Annotated in this window: 14 protein-coding genes; 5 read left to right on the top strand and 9 right to left on the bottom strand. The window is 66.6% G+C overall.

The genetic code is table 11. The features are described 5' to 3' along the window. Both ERC79_RS18830 and catA read right to left on the bottom strand, forming a co-directional pair. Positions 1 to 1,128 (bottom strand): muconate/chloromuconate family cycloisomerase, encoded by a 1,128-nt coding sequence (locus ERC79_RS18830; RefSeq protein ID WP_131579921.1) that lies wholly within the window; start codon positions 1,126 to 1,128, stop codon positions 1 to 3. 72 nt (positions 1,129 to 1,200) lie between these two features. Further along, positions 1,201 to 2,052, bottom strand: a complete 852-nt coding sequence (gene catA, locus ERC79_RS18825; protein ID WP_131579920.1) for a catechol 1,2-dioxygenase — start codon at positions 2,050 to 2,052, stop codon at positions 1,201 to 1,203. 197 nt (positions 2,053 to 2,249) lie between these two features. Between catA and ERC79_RS18820 the strand changes: the two genes are divergently transcribed. After that, the gene (locus tag ERC79_RS18820; RefSeq protein ID WP_131579919.1) at positions 2,250 to 3,020 is read left to right on the top strand and encodes an IclR family transcriptional regulator C-terminal domain-containing protein; all 771 of its coding nucleotides are present in this window, start codon (positions 2,250 to 2,252) and stop codon (positions 3,018 to 3,020) included. Between the two features lie 19 nt (positions 3,021 to 3,039). On the opposite strand, the gene ERC79_RS18815 is transcribed toward ERC79_RS18820, so the two are convergent. Next, positions 3,040 to 3,966 (bottom strand): AraC family transcriptional regulator, encoded by a 927-nt coding sequence (locus ERC79_RS18815; RefSeq protein ID WP_131579918.1) that lies wholly within the window; start codon positions 3,964 to 3,966, stop codon positions 3,040 to 3,042. Positions 3,967 to 4,166: 200 nt separating this feature from the next. On the opposite strand from ERC79_RS18815, the gene ERC79_RS18810 reads away from it, so the two are divergent. Continuing rightward, positions 4,167 to 4,730 carry a flavin reductase family protein gene (locus tag ERC79_RS18810; protein WP_131579917.1) on the top strand — a complete coding sequence of 188 codons (564 nt, stop codon included), beginning with the start codon at positions 4,167 to 4,169 and terminating at the stop codon, positions 4,728 to 4,730. Between the two features lie 25 nt (positions 4,731 to 4,755). Beyond that, complete coding sequence (locus tag ERC79_RS18805) at positions 4,756 to 6,375, top strand: 4-hydroxyphenylacetate 3-hydroxylase N-terminal domain-containing protein (RefSeq protein WP_131579916.1); 1,620 nt, start codon at positions 4,756 to 4,758, stop codon at positions 6,373 to 6,375. A 71-nt stretch (positions 6,376 to 6,446) separates the two neighbouring features. Here ERC79_RS18805 and ERC79_RS18800 read toward each other — a convergent pair whose 3' ends face one another. From ERC79_RS18800 to ERC79_RS18780, 6 genes are all read right to left on the bottom strand, one after another. Continuing rightward, positions 6,447 to 6,857 (bottom strand): hypothetical protein, encoded by a 411-nt coding sequence (locus ERC79_RS18800; protein WP_131581326.1) that lies wholly within the window; start codon positions 6,855 to 6,857, stop codon positions 6,447 to 6,449. Between the two features lie 50 nt (positions 6,858 to 6,907). Beyond that, positions 6,908 to 7,066, bottom strand: coding sequence for a hypothetical protein (locus ERC79_RS23200; protein WP_165497172.1), 159 nt, complete (start codon positions 7,064 to 7,066; stop codon positions 6,908 to 6,910). 85 nt (positions 7,067 to 7,151) lie between these two features. Further along, positions 7,152 to 8,027, bottom strand: coding sequence for an N-acetyl-1-D-myo-inositol-2-amino-2-deoxy-alpha-D-glucopyranoside deacetylase (gene mshB / locus ERC79_RS18795; RefSeq protein WP_131579915.1), 876 nt, complete (start codon positions 8,025 to 8,027; stop codon positions 7,152 to 7,154). Between the two features lie 18 nt (positions 8,028 to 8,045). Then, a complete protein-coding gene (locus ERC79_RS18790; RefSeq protein ID WP_131581324.1) occupies positions 8,046 to 9,818 on the bottom strand; it encodes an ABC transporter family substrate-binding protein in 1,773 nt (590 codons plus the stop codon). 128 nt (positions 9,819 to 9,946) lie between these two features. Beyond that, positions 9,947 to 11,854, bottom strand: coding sequence for a translational GTPase TypA (gene typA / locus ERC79_RS18785; RefSeq protein WP_131579914.1), 1,908 nt, complete (start codon positions 11,852 to 11,854; stop codon positions 9,947 to 9,949). A 224-nt stretch (positions 11,855 to 12,078) separates the two neighbouring features. After that, entirely contained in the window at positions 12,079 to 13,218 is a 1,140-nt protein-coding gene (locus ERC79_RS18780; protein WP_131579913.1) for a LuxR C-terminal-related transcriptional regulator, read from the bottom strand. 112 nt (positions 13,219 to 13,330) lie between these two features. On the opposite strand from ERC79_RS18780, the gene ERC79_RS18775 reads away from it, so the two are divergent. Then, on the top strand, positions 13,331 to 14,722 hold the full coding sequence (locus tag ERC79_RS18775; protein WP_131579912.1) for an FAD-binding oxidoreductase: 1,392 nt from the start codon (positions 13,331 to 13,333) through the stop codon (positions 14,720 to 14,722). A gap of 133 nt (positions 14,723 to 14,855) precedes the next feature. Then, positions 14,856 to 15,044, top strand: a complete 189-nt coding sequence (locus ERC79_RS18770; protein WP_131579911.1) for a hypothetical protein — start codon at positions 14,856 to 14,858, stop codon at positions 15,042 to 15,044. The last annotated feature ends 865 nt before the right edge of the window (positions 15,045 to 15,909 follow it).

The following is a 15,909-nucleotide window of genomic DNA, read 5'->3' as shown; positions in this document are numbered from 1 at the left end:
TCAGTCGCGGGCGAGATGCCTGACGACTTCCATGTCCAGTTCGACGCCGAGCCCGGGCCCCTGCGGCAGGTGGACCTGACCCTCGGAGTAGTCGAGGGGGGTCTGCAACAGTTCGACGGCGAACAGCTGGGGGCCGAACAGTTCGGTTCCGAAATTGATGCCCGGCTCAGCGCAGGCGAAGTGGATCGAGGCGGCGGTGCCGATGGGCCCCTCGATGGACGTGGCGCCGTGACAGCGGATGCCGGCCGCCTTCGCGACCGCGACAACTTCCTTGCTCCGTTGCAACCCACCGCATTTCGTCGTCTTGAGGGCAATGACATCGGCGGCTCCGATCCGGGCGATCTCGAGGGCGTCGTGCGGCGTGTGCACCGACTCATCGGCCATCACCGGTGCGGCGACGAGGTGATTGAGCTCGGCGAGCACCTCGATCTGCTCGGCGGGGGTGGGCTGCTCGATCAGTTCGACACCGCCGTCGACGAGTTCGGGCACGAAACGCAACGCAGTGAAGCGGTCCCACCGCGCGTTGACGTCGATGCTCACGCCCGCCTTGCCACCGAGCGACTGCGCGATCGAGACCACCCGCTCCGTGTCGACTGCCGGGTCCAGCGCACCCATCTTGAGTTTGAAGGAGAAGTTCAGCCGCGCTTCCATCTTGTGCGCAACTTCGTCGAGAATCTCCTCGACCGGAGCGGCGCCGAGAGCCCAGCGGACATCGACGCCGGTGCGGAATGCGCCACCGAGTAGCGTGTGTACCCCGACACCGAGGTGCCGGGCGTACGCGTCGTGCAGTGCGACGTCGACGGCGGCCTTCGCGAATCTCGCGTTCGCCACGATCTTCTCGAGATCGACCATGATGCCGGTGATCTCGTCCACACCCCGGCCGATGATGTACGGCGCGATGTAGCGGTCGACGATCGCCTTCATCGTCTCGACGGATTCGCCACCCCACCAGGGTCCGCCGGGGACCACACCCTCGCCGTGGCCGGTGACACCGCCGGCGGTGGTGATCGCGACGAGCAGGATCGGCTGCTTCTCGGCGGTCGTGGTGGCGAACTTGTGCGGACGCACCAGTGGCACGTCGATGATGGTCGTCTCGATGGAGACGATGGCGAGATCGGGGTCGGGCATCGAACAGCTCTCAATCGGATCGGGAAGTACGGAATGCCGGTGCCCAAGGGGGACACCGGCATTCGATTCAGCTCAGGCCTCGGGGTCGAGGGCGAAGTTGTAGGTCACGTAGTTCTTGCCGTCGTCGCCAGCCTTCGGATCGAGGATCAGTTCCGGCTTGGTCGCGGTCGCGACGTCGTTCTCGAGCCACTGACCGCCCGCAAAGTACAGCTGGGTCGTAATGGTCTGCTTGCCGGGTGCCTTCACCATCAGGTGCAGATGGGCCGGCCGCCACGGGTGACCGCCGAAGGACTCGATGAACCAGCCCGTCGGCCCGTCGTGCGGGATCTGGTACGGCGCGGGCTGCAGCGTGGTGATCTCGTAACGGCCCTCGTCATCGCAGACGATGGTGCCGCGCAGGTTCCACTCGGGCAGGTTCGGCGCGAACTGAGAGTAGAAGCCGTCCTCGTCGGCGTGCCAGAGTTCGACGGTGGCGCCGGCGAGACCGTTGCCGGCGAGATCCGTGACCTGGCCGGAGAACACCAATGGGGTTGCCTCGGCGTCCTTCTCGGTCATCGGCATCGTGCATGTGGACGGCAGCTCGGGCGCGTTCGCAACGTAGTACGGGCCCTCGATGCTGCCCTTGGTACCCGCGAGGGCGTTGCGGCTGTAATTGACGTCCTCGATCTCATGCTCGACGAACACGTCGAGCCACAGCGGCACCTCGCCGTACTCGCCGACATCGATGATCCACTGCTTGACCACCCGGTACTCGTCGTACGTCACCCGGTGCTTGTGGATGATCTCCCCAAAAGCCGCGAGCACGTCCCGATAGATCGCGGCGGCTCGCTCCTTGGATGTGTCCGCCGATACGCGCTCGGACTTGAACTTGTCGGTCGCGGCGTTACCCGACGCGTGCGCGGTCGCCGTTTCGGTGCTGGTCATGGGTCCTCCTCGTCGAGGCTCGAACAGTGACGGTCGAGAAAGTTGTGGCGGCGGAGGGGAGGCTGTCGCGCCCCGCCGGATGTACGCTGTGCGTACACATCAATCGCTTTGCGTACACCTCATACTGTGCGTCGAGTCACAGCCATTGTCAACACCCGACCTCGACGTCACACCGAACCCGCAGCCAGGAGCATCGAATGTCAAACGAAGACCGGGATTTCATCCAGAGCATCGAACGGGGCTTCGCCGTGCTGCTCGCATTCGACGAGCAGGACCCCACCCCGTCGCTCGCCGAACTCGCCACCAAGACCGACCTGTCCCGCCCGGCGGTGCGCCGCATCCTGCTCACCCTTCAGAAACTCGGCTACGTCGCCGCGAACGGCACCCGGTGGTCGCTCACACCCCGCGTCCTGAGCATCGCCCAGCACTACTCCGCGTCCCACGCCCTCGTCGAATCCGCCATGCCGCAGCTCGTTCAACTGTCCGAGCGCACAAGCGAATCCGCCTCGCTCGGCGTACTCGACGGGGCCGACGTGGTGTACGTCGCCCGCGTGCCCGTGCGACGAATCATGAGCATCAACGTCTCGGTCGGCACCCGCGTGCCGGCCTACGCAACATCGATGGGGCGCGCACTGCTCGCCTGGGCGCCGGACGCAACCGTCGAGCGAGTGATCGCCGGAACCCGGTTCGAGAAGCTTGCGACGTCCACGGTGACTTCCGCCGAAGATCTGCGAGCCGAACTGGACCGAGTACGAGAATTCGGCTATGCACTCACCTCCGCGGAACTGGAGGAGGGCCTGATCTCGCTCGCCGCGCCCGTCCGCGACGCGACGGGGGCTGTCGTCGCGGTCACCGCGTGCTCCACCTCCTCCGGGCGCAGCACCCCCGAAGAGTTCCGCGACGCCGCTGCGCAGCACGTCGTCTCCGCCGCGAACGCGCTCAGCGCCGACCTCGGCCACCGCGGATGAACGAACCGGTACCCGAACATCACGACCGCAATGTCTCCGAGGGCGCATACCCGTACTTGCGCCGATAGGCCGCCGCAAACCGCCCGGTGTGGGTGATACCCCAGTGCAGAGCAACGTCGGTCACCGACGTGACCGACGGATCTCCCGCCATCAGGTCGTCGTGGATCCGCGAGAGTCGGACATCGAGTAGGTAATCGCGCGGACACATGCCCAGGTACTCCCGAAACCCCTCCTGCAAACGCCGGACGCTCACACCTGCGGCCTCAGCCATGTCGCTCGCAGTCCACGCGAGGGACGGGTCCTCGTCGATACGATCGAGTACCCGCTTGACGATGCGCGGCCGCGGCGGTGCCGCCGCGGCGTCGGGCAGGACCGCCAATACGAACGCTCCGGTGAGGGCTCCCGACAACTGCTCGGCAACAACCGGGGTCTGCCACAGCACCTCACCGTCCCGTATCTGCCGGACGATCGAGCGCAGCAACCCCATCCAGTTCTGCCCCGCCGCGGTCGACAGGTCCACCTGATCGGGCAACCGGCGGTCAGGACGTCCGAGGACGCGCGCCAGTTCGCGGTGCAGGTAGTCCCGGTCGATCTTGATGCCGAGGATCTCGCAGTCCGCGGTCCACCGCGTGATCACAGCCGGGGTATCCGGCCGGAACACGGACGCCTTCCCCACATCTGAGATCACGTCGCGGCCGGCACTGACCGATTCGATCCGGCCCGACAGCGGAATGTTCACCGCGTACCCTCCAGGGTGCTCCGTTCCCACGGAAACCTCTGCTCCCCAACCGATCCGCGCCAGGCGCAGCGACCCCAACTGCATGGCCCGCACGTTCACATTCGGCTCGGAATCGGCCGAGACCGGCGTCAGGTCGTGCGGGAAGTACGCATCGGAGACCACGTCCTCCGCCTCGTCCCAATCACTTGGGTCGACGGTCACGTTCATCGCCATTTCCTCGTGCCCTTCCCGTCCCGTCCGATTCGGGACTTCGGCCCAGTGTGATCGGGAACACGTCCCCTGGCAACAACGGATGGCCGAACCGGTCGCGCAATCCGGATAGCGAGGCCGCTGCGCGGATCGCCGGCCCCGGTCCGGCCGTCCTATGGTTTCCGTCACAGCCACCATCCCCAGCAAGGAGCACCGACATGGATTCGCGTCGACTGCGAAACATATTCGGACAGTTCGCAAGTGGAGTCACTGTCATCACCTGCACCAAGCCGGACGGCACACCCCACGGCGCAACCGTCACAGCCTTTACGGCGGTCTCCCTCGAACCGCGACTGTGTCAGGTGACGATGACGCGAACCTCCAAAGCATGTTCGTTCCTGTCTGGATCACCGTTCGCCGTGAACATCCTCGCTGCGGACCAGACCGATGTCGCGCTTCATTTCGCCGGTCGCCCGCAGGCCCCCGAACCGGTCTGGGAGCAAGGTCCGACCGCACCGATCCTCGCCGGCAGTGCGGCCACCCTGTCCTGCGTCCCGTGGCGCGAATACGACGGCGGCGACCACGTGATCTTCATTGGCGAGATCACCGACGCACGGTGTCGCGACGTCGATCCGTTGCTTTTCTACCGCAGCACTTTCCACGATCTCGGCGCGCCGAGTGGGAGTGCCGCCTGGAACGGATCGATGGACGATCCGCACCGCGGCTGGTTCGACTCCGAGACCGCTTTCGTACCGCTGCACCTGTCGGGTGCCACCACATGACCCCATCCCCCACACAGGAGAGACGATGACCACCACCGAGCCCCGCCCCGCCGTCACGGACGTCGACCGTTCCCAGGTCAATGTCGCGGCCGACTCCGAAGCGAACCGGACCGCGAACTTCGCCTCCCGCCCCATGACCGGCGACGAGTACATCGAGTCGATCAAGGACGGCCGCGAAATCTACCTGCACGGCGACAAGGTCAAGGAGTTCTGGAACCACCCGGCGTTCCGCAACTCGATCCGGATGACCGCACGCCTGTACGACGCAATGCACACCGGTGAGCACGTCGACACGCTCACCTGTCCCACCGACACCGGCAACGGCGGCATCACCATGCCGTTCTTCAAGACGCCCACCAGCTCCGACGATCTGCTCCGCGAACGCGATGCGATCGCCACCTGGGCCCGCATGACCTACGGCTGGATGGGCCGCTCCCCCGACTACAAGGCCAGCTTCCTCGGCACGCTCAACGCGAACAACGAGCTCTACGCCCCCTTCCAGGACAACGCCAAGCGCTGGTACCGCGAGTCGCAGGAGAAGGTCCTGTACTGGAACCACGCGATCATCAACCCGCCGGTCGATCGTCAGCTGCCCCCGGACCAGGTCGGTGACGTGTTCATGAAGGTCGAGAAGGAAACCGACGCCGGCCTCATCGTCTCCGGCGCGAAGGTCGTCGCCACCGGGTCGGCGATCACCAACTACAACTTCATCGCCCACTACGGCCTGCCGATCAAGAAGAAGGAATACGCACTGATCTGCACGGTGCCGATGGATGCCCCTGGCATCAAACTGATCTCGCGCGCCTCCTACTCGCAAAACGCCGCCATCGTCGGTTCGCCATTCGACTACCCGCTCTCGTCCAGGATGGACGAGAACGACGCCATCTTCATCTTCGACAAGGTGCTGGTGCCGTGGGAAAACGTGTTCATGTACGGCGACGTCGAGAAGATCAACGCCTTCTTCCCCCAGTCCGGCTTCCTGCCGCGGTTCACCTTCCAGGGCTGCACCAGGCTGGCGGTCAAGCTCGACTTCATTGCCGGACTGCTCATGAAGGCCCTCGACGCCACCGGCGCCGGCGGCTTCCGCGGCGTCCAGACCCGTGTCGGTGAGGTGATCGGCTGGCGCAACCTGTTCTGGTCGCTCACCGAGTCGATGGCCCGCGATCCCGAGCCGTGGATCGGCGACACCGTCATCCCCAAGCTCGAGTACGGCCTGACCTACCGGATGTTCATGATCCAGGGCTACCCGCGGATCAAGGAGATCATCGAGCAGGATGTCGCCTCCGGCCTGATCTATCTGCCGTCGTCGGCGGCGGACTTCAAGAACCCCGACGTCCGTCCGTATCTCGACAAGTACGTCCGCGGCAGCGACGGCATCACTGCAGTCGACCGGGTCAAGGTCATGAAGGCGCTGTGGGACTCGATCGGGTCCGAGTTCGGCGGCCGACACGAACTCTACGAGCGCAACTACTCCGGCAACCACGAGAACGTCAAGGCGGAGTTGCTGTTCGCCGCGGAGAATCGCGGCGGGGTTTCCGCAATGAAGGGCTTGGCCGAACAGTTCATGAGCGAGTACGACCTCGACGGCTGGACAGTGCCGGATCTGATCGGAAACGAGGACGTGACCGCGTACTACAAGAAGTGACCGCGTACTACAGGAGGTAGCGTCGGCCGGTGCCGTGCGCGGGTGAGCCGTCCAGCCACCCGCGTACGGCACTAACCCTGCGCCCGCACCACCATCGACTCGAGCTGTACCCGGAACAGGTACACGCCGGCGGGCAGCACCGCGGCGACGAACAGCAACAGCGTCCGCCAGTCCGAGAACACCAGTAGGTCGCCGCCCGGCCCACCGAGTACGCACACGAGGAAGCCGAGCAGCCAGCCGAAGATCGGCAACGCAGTGAGAATCGCGCGATCGGTGAACTTGCGGGCGCCGAGTACCAGCAGCAGATTGACGACGGCCGCGACGAGGATGCTGATCGGGAACGGCATCGTCCCGAAATACGCGGGAAGGAACAGCACCGACAGCACCGCGCACAGGAAACCGTCGAACGCGAGCAACGCCAATGTCGTGCGCGATTCGGCAGGAGTCACAGGTTGCTCGACGTAGATGCTCGCGGCAGTCATGTCACCGATGGTGCGCCATCCGGTCAGACCGCGCGACATCGGGGTCACCGTCACGGCACCGGCGGATAGCCGAGCATCGTCAGCAGCTCGCTTTGATGATCCGCGAAGGCGTGCAGCGATCCGATGTAGAGGTCGCGATAGTAGGGCGCCATCGGCCGCAAACTGTCCACGAATGCCACGATCGCGTTCTGTACATCCCAGTTGTACATTCGTCGCCCCTCCCGCTCGGCAGCCCATTACGCCGACGATCGAGACCCCACGACAGTGGCGTAGATCACAGGATACGGCGCCCGGTCAGGACACCCCACCGAAAAGGCCGTGCTCGCGGCCATCGGGTCCGATAGGTCCGGTACCACCCCGGACCAGCACGAAGTGCTCGACGGCGAGGATCGGCTGCGCAACGTCATTGGAGAGCGCGAACTCCGTCCCGCTCGGCGCGACCGTCACCTGGGTGGCGTGCGCGCGTAACGCGTCCCGCTTCGCATCCATCACCGACGACGCGTCGACGACCGCGGTCACCGTCGAATCCGGAACGCTGGGCAGCTCCCCGGCCTCCGGTCGGCGCCAGCCCACCGGAATCTCGCCGATCGCGGCGAGCCCGGCGTCCAGCGCGGACGCCTCGGTCACGGTCCAGTAGAGCTTGGCGACGTCCCATGGCTGGCCCGCGGAGGGGAAGGCCGACGTGCCCGAGGCCTCCACCGCGGCCGTCGTGAACCGGTGCACCTGAACATGATCGGGGTGCCCGTACCCGCCGACCTGGTCGTATGTGACCACCACGTGGGGGCGCAGCTCTCGGATCACCGCGACGATAGCGCCGATAGCCTCGTCCGGATCGGCGTTCACGAACGCCCGCGGATTCGCCGCCGATGGCGTGCCCGCCATACCCGAGTCGCGCCAGCGTCCGGCACCGCCGAGGAAGCGGGGCGCGCCCGCGCCCAGCGCGTGCAGGGCCCGCGTCAGTTCCAGAATCCGGAAGCCGCCCAACTGGTCGGCGCGGGCGGCGACCAGGCCGGCCCACTTCTCGCCGATCACCTCACCCTCCTCACCGAGCGTGCAGGTCAGCACCGTCACAGCGGCACCCTCCGCGGCATACCGCGCAATGGTGCCTCCGGTGGTGAGGGTCTCGTCATCGGGGTGCGCATGCACGAACAGGATTCGTCGATCACTCATGGCGGTCAGTCAACTCACTCACTTGGCGGTACGGGTCCAGCCCGCCGCGTCCACGAACACGCCGACCTGGATCGGACCGGCCAGCGACACCCCGTCCACTCCCGGCCCTGCCGCAACGACAGTGGTGTCCTGCAGCACGGGCAGCACCGCCGCTAGTTCCCACAGCCTCGGCTCGGCATCCGCGATCACACGTGTCACGTCACCCTCGCCCCGTAGCGCGGCGTCGATCGCCGGCTGAAGCACCGGATCGCACAGCCCCGACAGATTGCTCGGCGCACGTACCTGTTCGGGCGTCGGCACCGCGCTCGAGGCCGCGCCGGGCGTCGACTCTGCCGGGGTCTGCAATGTCGACAGCGATAGACATCCGAATCGGGACGCGAGGGATGTCGCCGGATCGGATCCGGCACGTTCCCAGCCGACGACAACGTCCACACTTCCACCGGCCAGCGCCTCGCCGTACAGGTTCTCCGATTTCAGCGGGCGCACCGACGCGGCGATTCCGGCGCCCCGCCACTGGTCGGCGGCAGTGTTGGCGACAGCGATCGCGGTCTCGTCGTTCTCCGGCGCACCGACCACGAGCGTCAGTTGCTCGCCGGCGCGCATCATGCGACCTTCCGTCACCGTCTCGGGGTCTGCACCAGGCTTGCCGTTGGCGACGCGCTGGTACCCCGCTGCCGTGAGCATCGCGGACGCCTGCTCCCGGGTGGCGGGCGGCGGGGCGGTCGGAACATAGCCGGGATCCGAGGGCGACAACACCTGGGCCCGTGCGGGCGTCGCCGAGGATTCGCTGCCTGCACCCACCGTTGCGAGGAGGTTGGCGTCGATCAATCCGAGCAGGCCCTTGCGGACCTGTGGATCCATGAGTTCGGGAACCCGCCCGTTGAGAGTCATCGCCAGCACACGCGGCTGAAATTCGGTACCGGTGCGAACACTCGGGATCACCGACAGCTGCGCGATGGTCGCGCCGCCGCCGTGCACGCGCGCCACCTGGGCGTCACCGGATCGCATCGAGTCGGCCAGCTGCGCGGGCGAGCCGCCGCGGCGCATGAGGATCTGGTCCGGCTTCGCCGGCGTACCCCAGAACCTGTCGTTGCGTTCGAGCAGTATCTCGTCGCGGCCCCGGTCGACCGACTTGATATGGAACTGACCGCCCGACACGGGGATGCTGTCCGTCAGACCGCGCTCGAAACCACCCGGAGTGTCCTTCACCAGGTGCGACGGCAGCAGGTCGGTGAACAACTCACGCCATGCCGGATAGGGGGCGGTCAGCTTGACCGTGACGGTCTTGCCGCCACCGGACGACTCGACGTTCTCGATCAGCCCGTACCCGGCGGGATCGACCACCCCAGGCTGGCTGATCATCTGCTGCCACAGGTAGTGGAAGTCCTCTGCGGCGATCGGCGCACCGTCGGACCACTGGGCCTCGTTACGGAGCTGGTAGGTGATGGTGTACGGCGCTTCGGAGGTGAGCGCCGCCGACACCACCACAGATGTGTCGGGCACCCAGTCGGTCATGCCGGGACGAACCGGATCGAGCACCGGCCGGAACGGACTCGGCAGTACCAGCGCGCTGACCGCCGAGTTGGCCGGAGACTGGTCCGCCAGCAGATGCGGGTTGAACCCGATCCCGACGTCGTCGATCGCAACGACCACGGTGTTCTTCGTGGCGACCGTCGTCGTCGGCTTGGGGCTGTCGGTGCTTTCCACCGGCGGCGGCGGATTCGCGGTACAGGCGGCAAGTGCCAGCAACGAGGCGGCCGCGGCAGCACCCAAACCTCGTCGGCTCAGCATCCGACCACCGATCACACGGAATCCCCCGCTCCCGACCTGCGCCACTACCGGTACCCCTCTCCGCGAGCGGCTTCGCCGCCCGTGCGCGTTATGCGAGTGTTCAGACTCGCACAACGCGCACGGAACTCTTACAACGCGGCCTTGTCACGCGACTTCGCGCGCGAACGCTCGCGGGCGCGATCGTTCTGGGACAGGTGCAGCTTGCGGACCCGGACGATCTCGGGCGTGACCTCGACGCACTCGTCGGCGGCACAGAACTCCATGGCGCCCTCGAGGCTCAGCTCGATCGGCTTGGCGAGAGTCTCCATCACGTCAGCGGAGGACTGACGCATGTTGGTCAGCTTCTTCTCACGGGTGACGTTGATGTCGAGGTCCTCGGCACGCGGGTTGATGCCCACAACCATGCCCTCGTAGGTGTCGGCACCCGGCTCGACGAAGAACGTGCCACGATCGGCCAGCTGGATCATCGCGAACGGGGTGACCGAACCGGTACGGTCCGAGACCAGCGAGCCGGTGTGGCGGGCGCGGATCTCGCCAGCCCACGGCGCGTAGCCGTGGAAGACGGCGTTGGCGATGCCGGTGCCGCGAGTCTCGGTGAGGAAGTCGGTGCGGAAACCGATCAGGCCGCGCGACGGGACGATGAACTCCATCCGGACCCAGCCGGCGCCGTGGTTGGCCATCTGGACCATCTTGCCCTTGCGGTTCGCAAGGAGCTGGGTGATGGCGCCGAGGTACTCGTCGGGGCTGTCGATGGTCAGCTCCTCGAACGGCTCGTGGACCTTGCCGTCGACGAGCTGGGTGACCACCTGCGGCTTGCCGACAGTGAGTTCGAAACCCTCACGGCGCATCTGCTCGACCAGGATGGCCAGCGCCAGCTCGCCACGCCCCTGGACCTCCCACGCATCGGGGCGGCCGATGTCGAGAACCTTCAGCGAGACGTTGCCGACGAGCTCGGCGTCCAGGCGCGACTTCACCATTCGCGCGGTGAGCTTGTGGCCCTTGACCCGGCCGACCAGGGGCGAGGTGTTGGTGCCGATGGTCACCGAGATGGCGGGCTGATCGACCGTGATGCGGGGCAGTGCCACCGGGTTCTCCAGGTCGGCAAGAGTGTCGCCGATCATGATGTCCGGGAAACCGGCGACCGCGACGATATCGCCGGCCACGGCGACCTCGGCGGGCTGACGCTCGACACCGACAGTCTGCAGCAGCTCGGTGACCTTCGCGCGGGTGACGACAGGCTCGCCGTCGCTCTCGCGGCACCACGACACGGTCTGGCCCTTGCGCAGCTCACCATTGTGGATGCGGACCAGTGCCAGGCGGCCGAGGAATGCGGAGGCGTCGAGGTTTGTGACGTGAGCCTGCAACGGCGCCGCGACATCACCCTTGGGCGCCGGAACGTGCTCCATCAGGACCTTGAACAGTGCGTCGAGGTTCTCGGCGTCGGGCGCGGCGCCATTTGCGGGCTGCACGGTGGACGCCTTGCCTTCACGACCGGACGCGTAGAGCACCGGCAGACCGAGAGCGAGTTCGGCGGCCTCGGCGGCCTCGTCGGACAGATCCGACGCGAGGTCCAGGAGCAGGTCCTGGGCCTCGGTGACGACCTCTTCGATGCGGGCATCGGGTCGGTCGGTCTTGTTGACGACCAGGATCACCGGCAGGGAGGCAGCGAGGGCCTTGCGCAGCACGAAACGAGTCTGCGGGAGCGGGCCTTCGGAGGCGTCGACGAGCAGGACGACACCGTCGACCATGGACAGACCCCGCTCGACCTCGCCACCGAAGTCGGCGTGACCCGGGGTGTCGATCACGTTGATCACCGTGACGGTGCCGTCCTGGTTGTGGCGGTGCACGGCGGTGTTCTTCGCGAGGATGGTGATGCCCTTCTCGCGTTCGAGGTCACCGGAGTCCATGACGCGGTCGACCAGCTCTGCGCGCTCGGCGAAGGCGCCGGACTGGCGCAGCATTGCGTCGACGAGGGTGGTCTTGCCATGGTCGACGTGCGCGACAATGGCAACGTTACGGAAATTCGTGGTGCTCACGCGGGGCGTTCTCCTGGCTGCTGACGGGGCCACGCGAAGTTGCACTCGCACGGCTTATGGCTGCCGCTACGCGTATGCGTGATTCCATTCGCGACCCGCGCCGCTGAATGTTCACGATATTCGCGTCAGCGCCGGGATTGCGGCCAGCGAATATCGTACCCGCTTTTGGCCGTTCCTCGCGCACACCCTCTCCCCAAAACCCCTTCCGACCTGGAAATAGTGATCTACACCACTACCCCTAAGGTGGCCTCCGCGAACCATCCGGACGGCGTCACGGTTTCGCCGATCCGGGGGGCGTATTGGTCGAAGAACACCCTCGAAGTGAGCTCCCGGCGGCTCGAAACCCCCGCCTTCTCGAACACCGACTTCAGGTGATCCTGGACGGTGTAGGGCGATAGGTACAACCTCTTTGCGATCTCCGCAGTCGTCGCGCCGTGCAGCACGTGTGCGACGACGTCCCGCTCACGACCCGTCAGGCCCAGCGCCGACACGATCAAGGGCAGGACGTCCGGTGGTCCGGCTTTTTCGACGGTGACCGCAATCTGCATCGAACCGTCCCCGTGCCCGGCCATCGGTGCGGCGTGGATCGTCAGCCACTCACCGGAGCGCGATCGCACGCGCAGCCGCGGAACCGCCCCAGTACGACCGGACGCGAGGGCCCGGGCCGCGGAAACGATCGACACGATCGATGGAGGCAACTGTCCCCAGAGATCACCGCCGAGTTCGGAGACCTGCCTTTCGGCAGCGGCCGTGGCCTGTACCACCTCCCCGGCCCCGTCGAACAACATGACCGCCGGCCCAGCCGTGTCGCGTGAGAGATCGAGCGAGCCACCGGCCGCCGCCACCAGCCCAGCCCGTATCCCCACCGCAAGAGTTGTCGACAGCCCGTCGAGGAAATCAGCCTCTGCGGGGCTGAACCCACTGCTGCCGGCGCTCCGGTAGATCGCGAGGCCACCCCATGTCTGGTCGCCGCAACGAAGCATCAACCGCAGCTCGTGCCCTAGCCCGAACCGGGGTTCGAACAAGTCGCGAAACCGGGAACTGCGGCGCGGGTCGCCGCCCGTCTCGTCGTGCAGGATGCTCACGCCCACCGCACGCTTGGCAAGGTCGACGAAGAGACTGACATCGTCCTCGACGTACTCGTGATGCATGAACTCCACTTCGCACGGCTCGGGCAGCCCGGTCTTGACCGAGCCGGTCACCAGCGCCGTAGCGGGATCGATCGTCCCGAAGCAGGCCGAATCGAACGGCACTGCAGTGGTGAGCACCTCGAGTGCCTGCTCGCCGAAATCGGCCCATGCCAGACCCGCACGCGAGAGTGCGCCGACCCGTTCGCGAGCGGATCCCGCCTGGTAGGTGCCCATCGCCGTATTGTGACCGACCGGTCAGATCTTGTGAACCCCCAGAATCCTGGGGTCCGACGTACCCCTCCACGAGGGATACCCGGCGAGCACGCCGCCCGCGACGCTTCCGTTCATGACAATCACACCGCTCCACCCCGACACGGCGAATGCGCTCGGCCGACTCGCGGCTGACATCGACGGCCGGCTCGACCTGCCCGACAGCCCTGAATGGTCCACGGTGTCACAAGCGTGGAACCTGAGCATCGCTCAGCGCCCGTCCGCGGTTCTGACCGCCGCGAGCCCCACTGACATCGTCAAAGCGGTGCGCTTCGCGGGAGCGCACGGCATGCGCGTGTCAGCGCAGCCCAGCGGCCACGGTGCCACGCGCGCCCTCGACGACACGATCCTGGTCCGGACCACGGCCCTCGACGACACCTGGATCGACGCCGAGGCACGGATCGCCCGCGTCGGCGCCGGCGTCAAGTGGGGCGCACTGCAGGCTGCCCTCGACGGGACCGGACTCACCGGGCTCACCGGCTCCAACCCGGACGTCTCGGTGGTGGGCTTCTGCCTCGGCGGCGGGCTGTCCTGGTTCACACGCCCGTTCGGCCCAGGTTCGGGGGCGCTGTCCGCGGTCGAGATCGTCGATGCCCACGGCGCGCACCGGTGGATCAGCGACGACAACGCCCCCGAGCTGATGTGGGCGCTTCGCGGCGGGGGCGGCGAGTTCGGAATCGTCACCGCCGTCGAGATCGATCTCTTTCATGCACCGCAGATCACCGCCGGCCGGATCGTGTTTCCCGCAACGGACGCACGCGCGGTACTGCGGGCGGTCGCCGCGGCCACGGAGGCTGCACCGCCGGAGCTGACTCTGTGGGCGTCGATCATGCACTTCCCGCCGATCCCTGAGCTGCCCGACGCTATCCGGGGCCAGTCGTTCTGCTTCGTCGACACCGCGCTTCTCGGCGCCCCCGGCAGTCTCGACGCGCTGCTGTCGCCCGTGCGCGCCGCCGGCACGGTCCTGCGCGACACCGTGCGCCCGGTACAGCCGTCCGATATGGCCGCGATATGCGAGGAGCCGGTCGATCCATCGCCCGGCACCCATTCGTCGACAACCATCACCAAGCTCGACGAGCGGTTGATCGACCTGGTCCTCGACCGCACCGGCACTCCAGGATCGACGCCGCTGACTCAGATCCAGTTCCGTCATCTCGGGGAGGCCGCGGCCGCGGGACGACCGGGTGCGGTGGACCTGCGCCGGTGCGAGGCGGAGTTTGCAGTGACGATGCTCGCGGTCGCGCCGGTGCCCACGCTGCTGGACGCCGCATCTGCAGCGATGACGGCACTACGCGGCGAGCTGTCGCCGTGGTCCGCGGGACCGACCGTGCCGACGCTCCTCGGCCCGGACGACGACTCCCCCGAGCACGCATTCGATGCCGATACGCTCGCCAAGCTCTGTCGGCTGAAGGAGGCCGTCGACCCGTCGTACGTCGTTCGCGGCAACTATCCGGTGCACGGGCGCTGACGCCTCGACGCAGATTGCCCGGGTCCTCGGGGGCCGGCAATCTGCGCCGGCTCAGAAAATGAGGGTACGCTAACTCCTGTGCGGTCAGTTTCGTATCGCGGAGCCGCACTCGGGAGGAAGGCCGGGCTCGCACATGGGCAAGGGAAAGGGAAAGGTCAAGGCCAGCAAGGTCTCCGGCCTCAAGCCCAAGAAGAAGTGCTGTCGCAAGAAGACACGCTGCCTCGAGTGCCCAGTAGTCATCATGCGGATGAAGAAGCTCGAGAACGAGGGCGCCTCCAAGAAGGAGCTCAAGAAGGGCCTCAAGAACGCCCGGGCCGCCTAGGACAACAAGGCACTTGCTTGAACTGGTCCGTGATCCTTGCCGGGTAGTCGTCGAATCGGTTTCGGCGCGGCACGCAGCGGTTACCTGGTCGACCAGATCGGGGTACTCCTCGCCTACGCAAGTGCTACCCGGCGCGCGCTGATCAACCGGGAGCCCCACCTCCCCGGAACCCTGACCCGCGATCGCCCCCAGTGACGCACCATGGGCATCTGCGACGGTGTGGGGCTTGCCACCAAACTCATGGCGGCCCAGCTCATTATCGAACGCGCACTCGTGATCAGCCCTATCCTGATACACCGGCTCTGCCTGAGTCGCTAGTCCAGGTCGCGAACGACCGCGGGGTTCCCCTCACGTTCATAGACCTGGACTAGGGACACCGCTGGCCGGACATGCAGCACCTGGGTTGGTACTGGTCCGCCCCGATCAGCACATCGTGTGGGTATCCGATACGACGCCGGACCGCGACGAGAGCGAGGTGCTCCCAGTGCGGGCGCTGGGGACATCGACCCCGCGCGCGGCCTCTGTCAGCGGCACACCATCGTCGAGGTTCGGACACACCACCTGAGAACAGCGCATTACCTGTTCGCGTGCACTCTCGGGCAGATCCGTGAGCCCGAGAGTGTGCTGCGATGGGGTGATGACACCGACATCACAACGCCTTCAGATGGCGGCTTCCGGGCCCTACATGCCGGTGATACGGATAGTGTTGGCGTGCAGGATCTTGCGGCCTATCACGCGGCTGACCACCCCGCGACTGACCGACCGAGAAGCCCGTGGGCAGGGCTGACCCTCTACGACATCGTCCGCGACATCCAACGCGCGCACTCGCCATCTGGATCGGCACCTGCCCACTGTGTCACCACAG

Source organism: Rhodococcus sp. ABRD24 (assembly GCF_004328705.1).
GTDB lineage: Bacteria > Actinomycetota > Actinomycetes > Mycobacteriales > Mycobacteriaceae > Prescottella.
Note: the sequence above shows the minus strand (reverse complement) of the source record. Positions and strands in the feature narration are given on the sequence as shown.

Bases quoted from the DNA above. Each gene is read 5' to 3' on its own strand.
- mshB (WP_131579915.1), bottom strand. From the start codon at position 8,027: ATGAGTGATCGACGAATCCTGTTCGTGCATGCGCACCCCGATGACGAG.
- ERC79_RS18775 (WP_131579912.1), top strand. From the start codon at position 13,331: ATGACAATCACACCGCTCCACCCCGACACGGCGAATGCGCTCGGCCGA.
- ERC79_RS18815 (WP_131579918.1), bottom strand. From the start codon at position 3,966: ATGAACGTGACCGTCGACCCAAGTGATTGGGACGAGGCGGAGGACGTG.
- ERC79_RS23200 (WP_165497172.1), bottom strand. From the start codon at position 7,066: ATGTACAACTGGGATGTACAGAACGCGATCGTGGCATTCGTGGACAGT.
- ERC79_RS18790 (WP_131581324.1), bottom strand. From the start codon at position 9,818: ATGCTGAGCCGACGAGGTTTGGGTGCTGCCGCGGCCGCCTCGTTGCTG.
- catA (WP_131579920.1), bottom strand. From the start codon at position 2,052: ATGACCAGCACCGAAACGGCGACCGCGCACGCGTCGGGTAACGCCGCG.
- ERC79_RS18780 (WP_131579913.1), bottom strand. From the start codon at position 13,218: ATGGGCACCTACCAGGCGGGATCCGCTCGCGAACGGGTCGGCGCACTC.
- ERC79_RS18830 (WP_131579921.1), bottom strand. From the start codon at position 1,128: ATGCCCGACCCCGATCTCGCCATCGTCTCCATCGAGACGACCATCATC.
- ERC79_RS18770 (WP_131579911.1), top strand. From the start codon at position 14,856: ATGGGCAAGGGAAAGGGAAAGGTCAAGGCCAGCAAGGTCTCCGGCCTC.
- ERC79_RS18810 (WP_131579917.1), top strand. From the start codon at position 4,167: ATGGATTCGCGTCGACTGCGAAACATATTCGGACAGTTCGCAAGTGGA.
- ERC79_RS18800 (WP_131581326.1), bottom strand. From the start codon at position 6,857: ATGACTGCCGCGAGCATCTACGTCGAGCAACCTGTGACTCCTGCCGAA.
- ERC79_RS18820 (WP_131579919.1), top strand. From the start codon at position 2,250: ATGTCAAACGAAGACCGGGATTTCATCCAGAGCATCGAACGGGGCTTC.
- ERC79_RS18805 (WP_131579916.1), top strand. From the start codon at position 4,756: ATGACCACCACCGAGCCCCGCCCCGCCGTCACGGACGTCGACCGTTCC.